The organism is Arthrobacter sp. PM3 (genome assembly GCF_003352915.1).
Classification (GTDB): Bacteria; Actinomycetota; Actinomycetes; order Actinomycetales; family Micrococcaceae; genus Arthrobacter.
This window is the reverse complement of sequence record NZ_CP022314.1, coordinates 1496127-1512480: the sequence shown is the minus strand read 5'-3', so window position 1 is coordinate 1512480 and position 16354 is coordinate 1496127. Positions and strand designations below refer to the sequence as shown.

At 66.8% G+C, this 16354-nt stretch carries 14 protein-coding genes; 11 read left to right on the top strand and 3 right to left on the bottom strand.

What is annotated here, in order from left to right; translation table 11 throughout:
* The first annotated feature begins 32 nt into the window (after window positions 1-32).
* The gene (gene metE, locus CFN17_RS06960; RefSeq protein ID WP_208750703.1) at window positions 33-2378 is read left to right on the top strand and encodes a 5-methyltetrahydropteroyltriglutamate--homocysteine S-methyltransferase; all 2346 of its coding nucleotides are present in this window, start codon (window positions 33-35) and stop codon (window positions 2376-2378) included.
* A 108-nt stretch (window positions 2379-2486) separates the two neighbouring features.
* Here the strand turns inward: metE and CFN17_RS06955 are convergent, their stop codons facing one another.
* Window positions 2487-2993, bottom strand: coding sequence for a DUF2004 domain-containing protein (locus tag CFN17_RS06955; RefSeq protein ID WP_208750700.1), 507 nt, complete (start codon window positions 2991-2993; stop codon window positions 2487-2489).
* A 98-nt stretch (window positions 2994-3091) separates the two neighbouring features.
* Between CFN17_RS06955 and CFN17_RS06950 the strand changes: the two genes are divergently transcribed.
* Window positions 3092-4501 carry an aldehyde dehydrogenase family protein gene (locus CFN17_RS06950; RefSeq protein WP_208750698.1) on the top strand — a complete coding sequence of 470 codons (1410 nt, stop codon included), beginning with the start codon at window positions 3092-3094 and terminating at the stop codon, window positions 4499-4501.
* Window positions 4502-4527: 26 nt separating this feature from the next.
* Here CFN17_RS06950 and CFN17_RS06945 read toward each other — a convergent pair whose 3' ends face one another.
* On the bottom strand, window positions 4528-4749 hold the full coding sequence (locus CFN17_RS06945) for a hypothetical protein (RefSeq protein ID WP_208750697.1): 222 nt from the start codon (window positions 4747-4749) through the stop codon (window positions 4528-4530).
* A gap of 50 nt (window positions 4750-4799) precedes the next feature.
* Window positions 4800-5720, bottom strand: a complete 921-nt coding sequence (locus CFN17_RS06940; RefSeq protein ID WP_208750696.1) for a LysR family transcriptional regulator — start codon at window positions 5718-5720, stop codon at window positions 4800-4802.
* Window positions 5721-5926: 206 nt separating this feature from the next.
* Between CFN17_RS06940 and CFN17_RS06935 the strand changes: the two genes are divergently transcribed.
* From CFN17_RS06935 to nrdF, 9 genes are all read left to right on the top strand, one after another.
* Window positions 5927-6496, top strand: a complete 570-nt coding sequence (locus CFN17_RS06935; RefSeq protein ID WP_208750695.1) for a dihydrofolate reductase family protein — start codon at window positions 5927-5929, stop codon at window positions 6494-6496.
* Between the two features lie 198 nt (window positions 6497-6694).
* Window positions 6695-8065 (top strand): NAD(P)/FAD-dependent oxidoreductase, encoded by a 1371-nt coding sequence (locus tag CFN17_RS06930; RefSeq protein ID WP_261792395.1) that lies wholly within the window; start codon window positions 6695-6697, stop codon window positions 8063-8065.
* Entirely contained in the window at window positions 8062-8808 is a 747-nt protein-coding gene (locus tag CFN17_RS06925) for a DUF1365 domain-containing protein (protein WP_208750692.1), read from the top strand. The genes CFN17_RS06930 and CFN17_RS06925 overlap by 4 nt, the downstream gene beginning before the upstream one ends.
* On the top strand, window positions 8805-10304 hold the full coding sequence (locus tag CFN17_RS06920) for a class I SAM-dependent methyltransferase (protein WP_395926490.1): 1500 nt from the start codon (window positions 8805-8807) through the stop codon (window positions 10302-10304). The genes CFN17_RS06925 and CFN17_RS06920 overlap by 4 nt, the downstream gene beginning before the upstream one ends.
* 95 nt (window positions 10305-10399) lie before the next feature.
* Window positions 10400-11623 (top strand): cyclopropane-fatty-acyl-phospholipid synthase family protein, encoded by a 1224-nt coding sequence (locus CFN17_RS06915; protein WP_222612679.1) that lies wholly within the window; start codon window positions 10400-10402, stop codon window positions 11621-11623.
* Between the two features lie 423 nt (window positions 11624-12046).
* The gene (gene nrdH / locus CFN17_RS06910; protein ID WP_018773329.1) at window positions 12047-12292 is read left to right on the top strand and encodes a glutaredoxin-like protein NrdH; all 246 of its coding nucleotides are present in this window, start codon (window positions 12047-12049) and stop codon (window positions 12290-12292) included.
* 234 nt (window positions 12293-12526) lie between these two features.
* Entirely contained in the window at window positions 12527-12934 is a 408-nt protein-coding gene (gene nrdI, locus CFN17_RS06905) for a class Ib ribonucleoside-diphosphate reductase assembly flavoprotein NrdI (protein WP_261792445.1), read from the top strand.
* 68 nt (window positions 12935-13002) lie between these two features.
* Window positions 13003-15123, top strand: coding sequence for a class 1b ribonucleoside-diphosphate reductase subunit alpha (gene nrdE / locus CFN17_RS06900; RefSeq protein ID WP_208751378.1), 2121 nt, complete (start codon window positions 13003-13005; stop codon window positions 15121-15123).
* 91 nt (window positions 15124-15214) lie between these two features.
* Entirely contained in the window at window positions 15215-16189 is a 975-nt protein-coding gene (nrdF, locus tag CFN17_RS06895) for a class 1b ribonucleoside-diphosphate reductase subunit beta (RefSeq protein ID WP_018761532.1), read from the top strand.
* Window positions 16190-16354 lie beyond the last annotated feature (165 nt).

Sequence of the window (16354 nt, the reverse complement as noted above, 5' to 3'; positions counted from 1 at the left end):
TCTTCTCCACCGCCAACTCCAAGGACTTTGCCATGCCTGAAAACCTCACCCCCTTCCCGTCCGCCTCGATCCTGGGCTACCCGCGCATCGGCCGCCGCCGCGAACTCAAGAAGGCCGTCGAAGCCTACTGGGCCGGCAAGATCGACGCCGCAGCCCTGGACGCCGCCGCCAAGGAAATCCAGCTCGGCACCGCCAAGCGCCTCCAGGAACTCGGCCTCACCGAAGCCGCCGCCGTTCCCGGCACCTTCTCCTACTACGACCAGGTCCTCGACGCCGCGGCCCACCTCGGCGCCGTGCCGGCCCGCTTCGGCAACCTCCTCAACGCCGAGGGCCGGCTGGACATCGACGGCTACTTCACCCTGGCCCGCGGCACCAAGGACCAGCAGCCGCTGGAAATGACCAAGTGGTTCGACACCAACTACCATTACCTCGTGCCGGAAATCGGCCCGGAAACCAACTTCTCGCTGACCTCCACCCGGATCGTCGAGGAATTTGCCTACGCCCTCGCCAACGGTGTCCAGACCCGCCCGTACATCGTCGGCCCGGTCACGTTCCTGCTGCTGAGCAAGGCTTCCGACGACGCCCCGGCCGGCTTCAGCCCGCTGTCCCGCCTCGAGGACGTCCTCCCGGTCTACACCGCCCTGCTGGAGCAGCTCGCCGCCGCCGGGGCCGGCTGGGTCCAGCTCGACGAGCCCGCCCTCGTGGTGGACCAGGACACCCCGGCCGGGGAAATCCAGGCCGCCGTCGCCCGCTCCTACGAGGTCCTCTCCGCCGCAGCCCGGCGCCCGCAGCTGTTCGTCTCCACCCCCTACGGAGCGCTCGACGGCCAGCTCGGCACCCTCGCCGCGACCGGCATCGACGCCCTGCACCTGGACGTGTTCAAGGGCGAGGTCCCCTCCGCCGCCGCCCTGGCCGCGCTGGGCAACAAGACCCTCGTCGCCGGCGTCGTGGACGGCCACAACATCTGGCGCAACGACCTCGCAGCTTCCGCGCGGAAGATCGCGGACCTGCAGGCGTCCGTCGCCAAGCTGGCCATCAGCACCTCCACCTCCACGCAGCACGTCCCGCACGACGTCGACGAGGAAGTCCAGCTGTCCGAGCAGCTGCGCAGTTGGCTGGCCTTCGCCGACCAGAAGGCCGTCGAAGTCGTCACCCTGGCCGGCCTGCTGACCGATGCCGCCGGGGTTCAGGCAAGGGATGTCCAGCCGGCCATCGACGAGGCCACCCGGGTCATCGCCTCCCGCGCCGAGGCCGAGGGCGTCCGTCGAGCCGACGTCCGGGCCCGCACCGCGGCCCTGACCGACGCCGACTTCAACCGTTCCGCCTACGCGGTCCGCGAAGCAGCCCAGGAAGATGCGCTGCACCTGCCGCCGCTGCCCACCACCACCATCGGCTCCTTCCCGCAGACATCGGAAATCCGTTCGGCCCGTGCCCGCAACAACAGGGGCGATCTCACCAACGAGCAGTACGAGCAGCTCATGAAGGACGAGATCAAGCGTGTCGTGGACCTGCAGGAAAACCTCGGCTTCGACGTCCTGGTCCACGGCGAGCCCGAGCGCAACGACATGGTCCAGTACTTCGCCGAGAACCTCGAAGGCTTCGACGTCACGGTGCACGGCTGGGTCCAGTCGTACGGCTCGCGCTGCACCCGGCCGTCCATCCTGTGGGGCGATGTCACCCGCAGCGCCCCCATCACGGTGGCCTGGGCAGAATACGCCCAGTCCCTGACCAGCAAGCCGATGAAGGGCATGCTCACCGGCCCGGTCACCATCCTGGCCTGGTCCTTCGTCCGTGACGACCAGCCGCTCGGCGAGACCGCCAACCAGGTCGGCTTGGCCCTGCGCGACGAGATCGCCGACCTCGAAGCCGCCGGCATCAAGGTCATCCAGGTCGACGAGCCCGCCCTGCGCGAGCTCCTCCCGCTGCGCAAGGCCGACCAGGCCGCCTACCTGGACTGGTCCGTGAAGTCCTTCCGCCTCGCAACGGCCGGTGCCGCGGACGCCACCCAGATCCACACGCACCTGTGCTACTCCGAGTTCGGCGCCATCATCGACGCGATCGACGGCCTGGACGCCGACGTCACCTCGATCGAGGCCGCCCGCTCCCGCATGGAGGTCGTGCACGACCTCGAGGCCCACGGCTTCGGCCGCGGTGTCGGTCCGGGCGTCTACGACATCCACTCGCCGCGCGTCCCGGGCGAGCAGGAAGTCACCGAGCTGCTCAGCACCGCCGTCAAGCACGTCCCGTCCCGCCAGCTCTGGGTCAACCCGGACTGCGGCCTGAAGACCCGCGGCTACGCCGAGACCGAAGAGTCCCTGCGCAACCTGGTCACGGCCACCAGGACGGTCCGCGCCGACCTGCTGGAGGCAGCCAAGTAGCAGGCAGCCGCAGCTGGATTAACGACGCCGGCCGGTCACCCTCACAGGGTGGCCTGCCGGCGTCGTGCGTTCTGCAGTGTCTCGGACAGCGGGCGTCAGAACAGCGGGTCAGGACTCCCAGAGGATCTCGTCGTCCACGACGCCGTCCTCGTCGGCCGAGGCCACCAGGACCTCGTCGGTGAAGTGCTGCCCCAGGGTGAAGTCCAGGACGAAGTAGCGTTCCGGCTGGCCCGGATAGATGCCCACGTGGCCGAGTTTGAGGGCTTTGAGGAAGACTTCGTCGGTGAGCTGGCTCTTGTCCTCGACGCCGAAGACCTTCCGGAGGTGCTCGTCCTTGATCGCGTTGCAGTGGAAGTGCCGGTATTCCTGCGGGCTCGTGCCCTCCTGGGACAGTTCCTCGGCGATCATTTCGCGGACCTGGTCCACGAGTTCGGGCAGGAAGCGCAAGCGGTAGTCAACTTTGTGCATGGCAGCCTCGTCGAAATGGTCATGCGCGTTGACATTAAGGTCAAGCTCCACGGTCTGGCCCGCCAGTTCATGCGTGGCGGTCAGATTATGATCCCTTCCGTGGTTGAGCTCGACCTCGCCGAAGTGCTTGCTCGCTACCTTGTTCATATCTTCAACATAGTCCTGAAAACCGGACCATTCCAGCGTTGGCATGGTTTTATCCGGGACACACCGGAAGACCGGCTACTGGACGGTAGATTGTTCGGATGCAGACAGTCACCTCCTCCGTCGCCCGCGCGCGGGCCGTGTTCGACGCCGGAACCACCCGACCGCAGGCATGGCGGCTGGCGCAGCTGCGCAGCCTCCGGCGCATGCTGGTGGAGCGGCGCGCGGACTTTGCCGACGCCCTCGGGCGGGACCTGGGCAAGCACAACACCGAGGCCCAAATGACGGAGATCGGGTTCGTCACCGCCGAAGTGGCGCACCTGGAACGGCATCTGGCGTCGTGGCTGCGGCCGCGGCCCGTGCCGGTGCCGCTCGCCGTGCAACCGGCGCGCGCCTGGACCGAATACACGCCCCTGGGCGTCGTCCTGGTGATCAGCCCCTGGAACTACCCGCTGCAGCTGATGCTCAGCCCGCTGGCCGGGGCCCTGGCCGCCGGGAACACCGCGGTGCTTAAACCAAGCGAACACGCCCCGGCCACTTCGGCGGCCCTGGCCCGCTGGGTTCCCGAGTACCTGGCCGGCGCCGCGGAAGTGGTCGAGGGCGGCATCCCTGAGACCGCCGCGCTGCTGGCCGAACGCTTTGACCACATCTTCTTCACCGGCGGGGAGGCCGCCGCCAAGGTGGTGATGCGCGCAGCGGCGGAGCACCTGACCCCCATCACGCTGGAGCTTGGCGGCAAGTCCCCGGCCTACGTGGACGCGTCCACGGACCTCGCCGCAGCGGCCAAACGGATCGCCTGGGGCCGGTTCATGAATGCCGGCCAGACCTGTGTGGCGCCCGATTATGTCCTTGCAGCCGGGGACGTGCTGGAACCGCTGCAGCGCGAACTCGTCACAGCCACAAGGGCCCTCTTCGGCCCCGATCCGGCCACGAGCACGTCCTACGGCCGGATTGTCGATGACCGCCACTTTGCCCGGCTCGCGGCGCTGGCCGACGCTAGCACAGTGGTGTACGGGGGAGAACGCGACGCCGCGAGCCGCTACTTCGCGCCCACCCTGCTCCGGCCGAAGCCGGGGGACGCGGTCATGGAGGAGGAAATCTTCGGGCCGCTGCTGCCCCTGGTCCCGGTGCACGGGGTCGAGGACGCCATCGAACGGATCAACGCCCGCGCCAAACCGCTGGCCCTGTACGTCTTCAGCAAGGACGCGCCCACCCGCCGGGCCTTCGCCGAACGGACCGCATCCGGGGCGCTGTGCTTCGACATTCCCGCCGCGCACCTGATGGTTCCCGGCCTGCCGTTCGGCGGTGTGGGCGGCAGCGGGATGGGCGCATACCATGGCGAACACTCCCTGCGGACGTTCTCGCATGAACGTCCCACGCTGGACAAACCGCTGTGGCCGGACACCCTGGAGGTGATCTACCCGCCGTATACCCGGACCAAACAGGGGATCATCAACGCGCTGGTGGCGCCGGTCCGGCGGCAGCCACGGAAGCGGTCCGGGACCCGCTGAGGCGTCGCCGTGCTAGCAAAGCACAGCTACCCGGCGGGCTCGCTGTCCCAGTCGACGTTGACCCAGCGCTGGCCTTCGTCGTCCCAGGATTCAGTGTGTCCGAGGAGGGCAATGTCCTCAAAGCTTGCCTCGATGCCGTGCCCGCGGAGGGTTTCGCGGAGCTCCTCTGTGGCCGCGCGGACGGCGGCGGCCACCTCCTCGGGGTTGTCGGAGGCCACGGGACGGGACGCTGAATAGGTTCGGCTCATGGACTCATCCTCATCGATCGGGCTGCCGATGGGAACCCCCTGCGGCCCGCTCAGTCCGTGCGCGCGGTGCCGATCTTGTGCATCGTCTCGGCCAGAAGCTCCACAAACAACTGGACCTGGGCGGTCTGCTTCTCATTGATCAGCAGCGCGAAGATGTTGCGGGCCAGCCGGATCTCCGGAACATCGAGGACCACGACGCCGGCGGGACGGTGCAGCAGGGCGAGCTCGGGGACGAGCGCCGCACCAAGCCCCGCGGCCGCCATCTCCACGCTCGCGTGGAAATCATCGCTGTAGGCCACCACGCGCGGGTGCAGGTTGCAGCTGGCAAAGAGCCGCTCGATCACCGTGGCATCCGACGTGCCCGGGTGGTGCATGATCCACGGCATGTCGGAGAGGTGGTGCGCGGCCACCTTCGAATCCGTGCCCATGCCCCACGCGGCCGGCAGCACCACCCGGAAGTCGTCGTCGCCGATCCACTGCCGGTTGATGGTGTGCGGCCACGCCAGGCCGGACTGCCCCACCTGGTACACCAGGGCGACGTCGAGTTCGCCTCCGGTCCGCAGTCCCTGGATGGTCTGGGCGGGTTCGGCGACCGAGACGCGCAGGTCGATCCCGAGCTTCTTCCACGCCGGATTCCGCAGGATCGGCGGCAGCACATACGTGGCCAGGCTGGGGAAGATGCCCAGCCGCAGCTCCTGGCTGGTGCTCTCCTGCGCCCGGGACGCGGCGGCCATGAGCGCCTCGATATCAGTGAGCACCTTAGCCGCGTGCCGCGTCATGACGACGGCGGCTTCCGTCGGCTGGATGCTCCGCGCCGCCCGCTGGAACAAGGTCACGCCGGTGTCCCGTTCCAGGGCGGACATTTGCTGGGACACGGCCGAGGCTGTGTAGCCGAGCCGTGCCGCGGCGGCCGCAAACGATCCGAGCCGGATCACTTCCACGAGGGTCCGCAGATGGACGGGGTTGATCAAGGGCTGCCCTTCGCCTGGTAGCTGTCCACGGTGGCGGGACCGGAAATCCCGCTTCATTGTGGCATATCCGGCCCGGCCGGAACGCTGTGCCCCTGCCCGTAGCGGCTTTAGGGCTCGAAGCCCTCAGCGGCTCCCTGGGGCATTGCGGAGATTCCCGCGGCGTGCTGGGCTATAACCCCTGGACCGACTCACGAAAGGCTGGCGCCATGCGGAAGCTGATCTACGGTATGAACCTGACCCTCGATAACTACATCGCCGCGGCCGGTGACGACATCGGCTGGAGCGCGCCGAGCGAGGAACTCTTCCAGTGGTGGCTCGACCAGGAGCGGGCGATCGGCCTCTCGCTGTACGGGCGCAAGCTGTGGGAGACCATGAGCTCCTACTGGCCCACCGGCGACCAGCAGCCCAACGCCACCCCAGCCGAGATTGACTTCGCGCACAATTGGCGGGACACGCCGAAGGTGGTGTTCTCCTCGACGATCGACAAGGTCGACTGGAATGCCCGCCTGGTCAGTGGCGACGCGATTGCCGAGATCACCCGGCTCAAGGACCGGGACGGGGACGGCGGCCCGATGAGCATCGGTGGCGCAACGCTCGCCCGGGCGGCCATGCGGGCCGGGCTGATCGACGAATACGTGCTGGTCACCCATCCGGTCCTGGTGGGCGGCGGCACCCCGTTCTTCACTGCCGTGGACAGCTGGGTGAACCTGGACCTGGTGGAGACGAAGACGTTTCCCGGCGGCGTGGTGATGACCCGGTACGAGACGAGGCGCTGAGCGCTCCTCACAGCCGAAGAAGTGCATCCACCCTGCCCACCGCCCGGCCGGGCGTCACCGTCCGGAATGTCTGCGCGGCGCGGACGTGCGCATGCGGAAGAATCCGAAGACAAAGTTCCGGGATTCCTACTCATCCGTCCGCCCCACGGCGACGAATCGCCCATAAGACGATTCCGGCCAGACAACAGGAGCAGAGCAGTGACGCAAGCAGCAGGGATTCCGGCAGGGCGGCGGGTGGCCGTGATCGGCAGCGGGGTGGCAGGGCTGACGGCCGCGTATGTGCTCAACCGGCAGGATCGGGTGACACTTTTCGAAGCCGACGCCCGGCTTGGCGGCCACGCCCACACCCACGAGGTGCCGCAGTCCGGCGGCCCTGCCCTGGCCGTGGACACAGGCTTCATCGTCCACAACGAGCGGACCTACCCGACCCTTCTACGGCTCTTCGGTGAGCTCGGCATCCAAACCCAGGACTCGGAAATGAGCATGTCCGTCCGCTGCGACGGCTGCGGGCTGGAATACGCCGGCGCGCGTCCGAATGCGAGCGGCATCATTCCCAGGCCGTCCACCCTCCTGCGCGGCCGCTACTTGCGGCTGCTCCTGGAGGTTACCCGCTTCCACCGCCGGGCCCGCGCCCTGCTGGCACAGCCCGGCACCGGCGGGCAGGAGCCCACCCTCGGGGACTTCCTGGCCCGCGAGAAGTTCAGCAGCTACTTCGTCTCGCACTTCATGACCCCCGTGGTCAGCGCCGTCTGGTCCTGCGACCCCAACACCGCCCTGGCCTACCCCGCCCGCTACCTCTTCACCTTCCTGGGCCACCACGGCCTGCTCGGTGTCAAGGGGTCGCCGCAGTGGCGGACCGTCACGGGCGGTTCGCGCAGCTACGTGGACAAGGTGGCCGCCACCCTGCCCGATGTCCGGCCGGCCAGCCCCGTCACCTCGGTGCTGCGGCACGCCGATGGCGTGGACGTCGCATCCGCGTCCGGTGCAGGGAGCCGGACGGAACGCTTCGACGCAGTCGTGATCGCCACCCACCCGGACCAGGCCCTGCGCATGCTCGCCGACGCCTCGCCCGATGAGAAAGAAGCCCTGGGCGGCATGCCCTATTCGGTGAACAGGACGCTTTTCCACCGCGACGCCACCGTGCTGCCGGCCAGCCCCCGGGCGCAGGCCTCCTGGAACTACCGCCTGCCGTCCTGCGACGCCCGCCCGGACAGGGTCCTGGTCAGTTACGACATGACCAGGCTGCAGCGGCTGGAGCCCGTCGACGGGGGCCGGTACATCGTCAGCCTCGGCGAATCCGAACTGATCGACGACGCCACGGTCCTGGACCGCATGGTCTATGAACACCCGCAGTACACACCCGACTCACTGAAAGCCCAGGAACGGATCCTGGGCCTGGGTGACGGCCGCCTGGCGTTCGCCGGTGCCTACCACGGCTGGGGATTCCACGAAGACGGCGCCCTGTCCGGACTCAAGGCCGCCGCCCGGCTGGGCCGCCACTGGGACCAGTCCGCCGGCCCGGCCGCCGTCGACCCGGACCTCCAGCCGGCCGCCGCGGAGGCGCCATGAGCACTCCCACGGCACCCCGGCCTCCGGCCATCTACCGCACGGAGATCTCGCATGTACGGCGCACACCGCTGCACAACGCCTTCACGTACCGCAGCTACAGCTGGTACGTGGACGTCGACCACCTCCCGGAACTGCCGCGCCTGCTCCGGCCGCTGGCCGGCTTCCGCGTCAGCGACCACCTCGGCGACCCGGACGGCACGCTGCGCGGCAACGTGGAACGGTACCTCGACCTCCAAGGAATTGGCCTCGACGGCGGCCGCATCACCATGCTGGCCAGCGCCCGGGTGTTCGGGCACGTGTTCAACCCGCTCAGCGTCTTCTGGTGCCACGACGCCGCCGGCAAGCTCCGCTGCGTCGTCGCCGAGGTCCACAACACCTACGGCGAACGGCACTGCTACCTCCTCGAAACGGACAGCAGCGGCCGCGCCCGCGTTCCGAAGGCGTTCTACGTCTCGCCCTTCAACGACGTCGACGGCGAGTACCGCATGAAGCTCCCCGAACCCGGGGACCGGCTCGCCGTCTCGATCGTCCTGGAGCGCGAAGGCCACCGGCCCTTCGTCGCCACCCTGGACGGCGTCCGGCACGGAGCGACCCCGCGGAACATCCTGGCCGCGGCGCTCGCCGTTCCCCTGGCGCCCTTGCGCGTCGCCGCACAGATCCGCTGGCAGGGCATCAAGCTGTGGGCCCGCCGCCTGCCCATTATCAAAAGACCAGACCACCCCGCACAGGAGGCAGTTCAGTGACAATGACCGAAGCGACCGGAGCCGGTACGGGACGGCCACAGGGCAACGCCGTCAGCACCGAAAACAGCGGTACCGGTAACGGCAGGACCGCGAACGGCACAGTGGCGTACACCGTGCCGTACACGGTGCCCCGCCCGCCCGCCACCATCGACGCCGCCATCTGGCCCAGCATCGCCACCGTGCCCTCGACCCTCAAGGCCCGGGTGGCCGGGCGCGTCGCGGAAGCCATCTTCAAGGCGGCAGTTCGGACCCTCCCGCTGGAAGTCCGCTACCCGGACGGCACTGTTCTGGGCAAGGCGGCGGGCATCACCCCGCAGGGCAGGGCCGCGCTGGAACGCGGCGTCTGCGCCGACCCTGCGGCCGCCTACCCGGTCATGACCATCAACCGGCCGGAGGCCTTCGCCGCCCGGCTCGGCGACGGCGGACTGATCGGCCTGGGCGAGTCCTACATGGCCGGGGACTGGGACGCCGACGACCTCACCGCCGTCATGGAAGTCTTCGCCGCCCGCGTGGGGACGCTCGTGCCGGAGCCGCTGCAGAAGCTGCGCGGCCTCTACCTGCCGCGCCAGCCGCGCCGGGAACGCAACACCGAGAAGAACACGCGCTCGAACATTTCCCGGCACTACGACCTCTCCAACGAACTCTTCGCGTCGTTCCTGGACAGCACCATGACGTACTCCAGCGCGTTGTTCCCGGACAGCGGCGACGCCCTGCGGACTGTGGCCTGGGACGGCCTTGCGGCCGCCCAGCAGGCCAAGATTGACCGCCTGCTGGACAAGGCCGGCGTGAAAGAGGGCACCCGGGTCCTGGAAATCGGCACCGGCTGGGGCGAACTCGCGCTGCGGGCCGCGGCCCGGGGCGCCACCGTGTACTCCGTGACGCTCTCCAGTGAACAGCAGGACCTCGCCCGCAAGCGCGTCGCCGATGCCGGCTACACGGACGCCGTCACGATCGACCTCAAGGACTACCGCGCCGTCGAGGGTGAGTACGACGCCGTCGTCTCCGTCGAAATGATCGAGGCCGTGGGATTCGAATACTGGGCCACGTACTTCCAGACGATCGAGCGGGTCCTGGCCCCCGGCGGCAAGGTGGCCATCCAGGCCATCACGATCGCCCACGACCGGCTCATGGCCACCCGCACGAGCTACACGTGGGTGCACAAGTACATCTTCCCGGGCGGCGTCATTCCTTCCGTCCGGGCCATCGAGGACATCACCGAGAAACAGACCGGGCTGCGGGTCCGCGAACGCCTGGCCATGGGGGAGCACTACGCACAGACGCTGCGGCTTTGGTCGGAACGGTTCATGGCCCGCGCCGCGGAGGTTGAGTCCATGGGCTTCGACGCGGTGTTCCAGCGGATGTGGCTGTTCTACCTGTGCTACTCCCGGGCCGGCTTTGAGACCGGATACCTCGACGTCCAGCAGATCGTGCTCGACTCTGCCGGTTCAAAGAGTGTTGGATCAAAGACCGCAGGTTCGAAGGGGGCCGCCCAGTGACGGCACAGCAGACCGGAAACACCGCCGGGACCGCCACCACCCCGGTGAGGGCCGGGAACCAATCCGGCGCCGGGAACCAGGCCGGCGCCGGCCCGCTGGCCGGACTGATCGCCGAGGTCCTGCGGCCCGTCGTCGGGGGCGAACTTCCGGTCCGCCTGATCGTCTGGGACGGCAGCGAGGCCGGCCCGTCTGGCGCGCCGGTGGTCCGGCTGAACTCGCCGGCTGCCATACGCCGGCTGCTGTGGGCACCCGGGGAGCTGGGTGCCGCGCAGGCGTACGTCACCGGGGAACTCGACGTCGACGGCGACCTCAACGCCGCGCTGGAACACCTGTGGCGCGTGGTCCGGGACCGCGGCCTCTCCGGAATCCGCCCGACGCCCGCCCTCCTGGCCGGCGTCGCCCGGATCGCCAAATCCGCCGGCGCCCTGGGTGCCCCGCCGCAGCCGCCGGCCAGCCAGGCGAAGGTGACCGGCCGGCTGCACAGCCTGCTCCGGGACCGGGCGGCCATCAGCCACCACTACGACCTCAGCAACGACTTCTACGCCCTGATCCTGGACCCGCAGATGGCTTACTCCTGCGGGTACTGGACGGACACCTCACCCGGATACGGGCTGGAGGACGCCCAGCGGGACAAACTGGACCTGGTGTGCCGGAAGGTCGGCCTGCAGCCGGGCATGCGCATGCTGGACGTCGGCTGCGGTTGGGGGTCGCTGAGCCTGCACGCGGCACAGCACTATGGCGTCGACGTCGTCGGCGTCACCCTCTCCGTCCAGCAGAAGGCGTTCATCGACGCCCGCATCAAGGAGCGCGGGCTGGAAGGGCAGGTGGAAATCCGGGTCCAGGACTACCGCGAAATCCCGGACGGGCCGTTCGACGCCGTCGCCTCCCTTGAGATGGGTGAGCACGTCGGCCAGCGCAACTACCCCGTCTACGCCGCCGGCCTGTTCAACAACGTCAAGCCCGGCGGCCGGGTCCTGTTGCAGCAGATGTCCCGCCACGGCCGGCACCCCGGCGGCGGTCCGTTCATCGAGTCCTTCATCGCCCCGGACATGCACATGCGCCCGGTGGGGGAGACGCTGGGCTTCCTCGAGGATGCCGGCCTGGAGATCGAAGGCGTGCAGGGCATGCGCCGCGATTATGTCCGCACGCTGGAAGCCTGGTACGCCCGGTTTGAGGAAAACCACGACGCCGCCGTCGGGATGATGGGGGAGGAGATCGCCCGCGTCTGGCGGCTCTACCTCGTCGGCGCGCTGCGCAGCTTCGCGGAGGGCCGGATGGGGGTCGACCAGATCCTGTGCAGCCGGCCGGCGCCGGCTTAGACGCCGGGACACCCCCCGTCTGTTAGAAGGATCACGCCATCAGGAGGCGGGCACACAAGTGCCCGCCTCCTTTTCGTGTGGCCGGACACCAGATGCAGTGTTTCGCGCCACCAAACAGACCCCGGAAGATGTCCGCGACACGCCGTCTGCGGTGCGACACGCGGGGGTGATTAATGTGGCTAACTACTCCACAGGGTGTGGATTTCGTCCGCCAAACCGGCGTAATTCCGGACATTTGGAGGGCCCCCTCCTGTGGATTAACGGTGGGTTAAATGACATACTTGTAATACATCATCTTGGGGTCCACGCGAGGCTCTTGCACTACATGTAGTATCGACATACAGTTCCAGCAGAGCATGAACGCGGGACAGTCGGAGCCGGGGAAGCGCTCCGAAATGATTTTCAACTAAGGGGACTAAGACCATGACCGTTACGGTTTACACGAAGCCGGCCTGCGTTCAGTGCAACGCGACCTACCGCGCTCTGGACAAGAAGGGCATCGCCTACCAGAGCGTCGACATTTCCCAGGACGCGGAAGCCCTCGAGCGCCTGAAGTCCCTGGGCTACATGCAGGCCCCGGTCGTCGTTACCGACCAGGACCACTGGTCCGGCTTCCGCCCGGACAAGATTGAAGAACTGGCGCAGGCTGCCGCCGTCGCTGTAGCCTGAAACGCCCCGGAACCCGCCGCCGGGCGGGATTTCCCGGCAGACGAGGTGAGCCCTATGGCTGCACTCACAACCACTGAGAGCCGGGCAGCAACCAAAGGCCCGGCGGCAACCAAAAAACTGGCAACTACGGAGAACCTGGCAAGCAAGGATCGGGCAGTTGCCCGGGCTGACGGTGGGGAAGCGGTCAGCACGGCGGCCCCGGAACAGGCGTCTCCGGAACAGACACACAGCCGGCTGATCTACTTTTCCTCCACATCCGAGAACACCGCACGCTTCGTTGCAAAACTGGGCGTCGAGGCCGCCAGGATCCCTCTCTACCTGAGGGACGCTCCGCTGGAGGCATGCGAGCCCTACGTGCTGGTGGTGCCGACCTACGGCGGCACCGGGGGAGAGGGATCGGTCCCGAAGCAGGTCATCAGGTTCTTGAACAACCCGGGCAACCGGGCGCTGGTCCGCGGCGTGATCGGAGCGGGCAACACGAATTTCGGGGATAACTACTGCATGGCGGGGGACATCATCGCCGCAAAATGCAACGTCCCCCACCTATACAGGTTCGAACTCATGGGCACGCCGGAAGACGTCTCCCGTGTACAAGAAGGATTGGAAGAGTTTTGGACACGACTGTCGCAGACAAAGCAGTGACCGAAGGCGGGGGCCTGCCCACGGGCACCAACACCGGTGCCGCCGTCGAACTTAAGCAGAAGCCCGAGATGCCGGCCGCCTACAAGGGTCTGGGCTACCACGAGCTCAATGCCATGCTGAACCTCTACGGACCCAGCGGCGAGATCCAGTTTGAGGCCGACCGCGAGGCCGCGCACCAGTACTTCCTGCAGCACGTGAACAACAACACCGTGTTTTTCCACGACCTCGAGGAAAAGCTCGACTACCTCGTGAAGAACGAGTACTACGAGCGCGAGACCCTCGACCAGTACACGATGAACTTCATCCGCGAGCTCTTCAACCGCGCGTACAAGAAGAAGTTCCGCTTCGAGACCTTCCTCGGCGCGTTCAAGTTCTACACCTCCTACACGCTGAAGACGTTCGACGGAAAGCGCTTCCTGGAGCGCTACGAGGACCGCGTCTGCATGGTGGCCCTGCACCTGGCCCGCGGCGACGAGAAGCTTGCCACCCAGATGGTCGACGAGATCATCGAGGGCCGCTTCCAGCCGGCCACCCCGACGTTCCTGAACGCCGGCAAGAAGCAGCGCGGCGAGCTGGTCTCCTGCTTCCTGCTGCGCATCGAAGACAACATGGAGTCGATCGGCCGTTCCATCAACTCGGCCCTGCAGCTGTCCAAGCGCGGCGGCGGCGTCGCGTTCGCGCTGACGAACATCCGTGAGGTCGGCGCGCCGATCAAGCAGATCGAGAACCAGTCCTCCGGCGTCATCCCCGTGATGAAGCTCCTCGAAGACAGCTTCTCCTACGCCAACCAGCTCGGTGCCCGCCAGGGCGCCGGCGCCGTGTACCTGCACGCGCACCACCCGGACATCTACCGCTTCCTGGACACCAAGCGCGAGAACGCGGACGAGAAAATCCGCATCAAGACCCTCTCGCTCGGCGTCGTGATCCCGGACATCACCTTCGAGCTCGCCAAGCGGGACGAGGACATGTACCTGTTCTCCCCGTACGACGTCGAAAAGGTCTACGGGATGCCGTTCTCCGACGTCTCGGTCACCGAGAAGTACTACGAGATGGTGGACGATTCCCGGATCAAGAAGACCAAGATCAAGGCGCGCGAGTTCTTCCAGACCCTCGCCGAGATCCAGTTCGAGTCCGGCTACCCGTACATCATGTTCGAGGACACCGTGAACCGGGAGAACCCGATTGACGGCAAGATCATCATGTCCAACCTGTGCTCGGAGATCCTCCAGGTTTCCCAGCCCACGACGTACCACGATGACCTGTCCTACGACCACACGGGCAAGGACATCTCCTGCAACCTGGGCTCGCTGAACATCGCCAAGACCATGGACTCACCGGACTTCGGTCTGACCATCGAGACGGCCATCCGGTCCCTCTCGGCTGTCTCGGACATGTCCAACATCACCTCGGTGCCCTCGATCGCCCGCGGCAACGACCAGAGCCACGCCATTGGCTTGGGCCAGATGAACCTGCACGGCTACCTGGCCCGCGAGCGGGTCCACTACGGTTCCGAAGAGGGCCTGGACTTCACCAACATCTACTTCTACTCGGTGGTGTTCCACGCGGTCCGCGCCTCCAACCTGCTGGCCATCCAGACCGGCCAGACCTTCGGCGGCTTCGAGAAGTCCAAGTACGCCTCCGGCGAGTTCTTCGACAAGTACACCGAGCAGGAATGGGTGCCGCAGACGGCCAAGGTCGCCGAGCTTTTCAAGAACATCCACATCCCCACCCAGGATGACTGGCGTGAGCTGAAGGCATCCGTCATGGAGCACGGCATCTACAACCAGAACCTGCAGGCTGTCCCGCCGACCGGCTCGATCTCCTACATCAACAACTCCACCTCCTCGATCCACCCGGTGGCGTCCAAGATCGAGATCCGCAAGGAAGGCAAACTGGGCCGCGTGTACTACCCGGCGCCGTACCTGACCAACGACAACCTGGAGTACTACCAGGACGCCTATGAGATCGGCTACGAGAAGGTTATCGACACCTACGCCGCCGCCACGCAGCACGTGGACCAGGGCCTGTCCCTGACCCTGTTCTTCAAGGACACCGCCACCACGCGCGACATCAACAAGGCCCAGATCTACGCCTGGAAGAAGGGCATCAAGACCATCTACTACATCCGTCTCCGCCAGCTCGCGCTGGAAGGGACCGAGGTGGAGGGCTGCGTCAGCTGCATGCTCTAGCCTCCGACTGAGGCATGCGAGTACGACGGCGGGTGCCCGCCCGCCGTCGTACGCTTTAACTAGAGAACTAACCCAACATTGAGGGGATGACATGACCGAGAAGGTCAAGCTGCTTAGCCACGTCGAGGCGATCAACTGGAACCGCATCCAGGATGACAAGGACGTGGATGTCTGGAACCGCCTGGTCAACAACTTCTGGCTGCCGGAGAAGGTGCCGCTGTCCAACGACGTGCAGTCGTGGAACACCCTGACCCCGGCCGAGCAGCAGCTCACCATGCGCGTGTTCACCGGCCTCACCCTCCTGGACACCATCCAGGGCACCGTCGGCGCCGTCTCGCTGATTCCGGACGCCCTCACCCCGCACGAAGAGGCCGTCTACACGAACATCGCGTTCATGGAGTCCGTGCACGCCAAGAGCTACTCCTCCATCTTCTCCACGCTGGCCTCCACCAAGGAGATCGACGAGGCGTTCCGCTGGTCCACCGAGAACGAGAACCTTCAGAAGAAGGCCCAGATCGTCATGGACTACTACCAGGGCGACGACCCCCTCAAGCGCAAGGTGGCCTCGACGCTGCTGGAGAGCTTCCTGTTCTACTCCGGCTTCTACCTGCCGATGTACTGGTCCTCGCGGGCCAAGCTGACGAACACGGCCGACCTGATCCGCCTGATCATCCGCGACGAGGCCGTGCACGGCTACTACATCGGCTACAAGTTCCAGAAGGGCCTGGAGAAGGTTTCCGAGGAGAAGCGCCAGGAAATCAAGGACTACACCTTCGAGCTGCTGTTCGAGCTGTACGAGAACGAGGTCCAGTACACGCACGACCTCTACGACGGCGTCGGCCTGGCCGAGGACGTCAAGAAGTTCCTGCACTACAACGCCAACAAGGCACTCATGAACCTCGGCTACGAGGCCATGTTCCCGGCCTCCGTCACGGACGTGAACCCGGCCATCCTGTCGGCCCTGTCGCCGAACGCTGATGAGAACCACGACTTCTTCTCGGGGTCGGGTTCGTCGTATGTGATCGGCAAGGCCGTCAATACGGAAGATGAGGACTGGGACTTCTAGGTCTCTCTGTCGTCGCTGCCCTGGCTCTTGAAAGCCGAAACGACCCCGCACGCAGAAGCGTGCGGGGTCGTTGCGTTCGGTCAGATCTATGGACGGCGGCCGGACCGACTGTCTATCCAACTTCGGCTCAGTTTCCGACCGGTACCGACATTCCTGTCGTTCCTG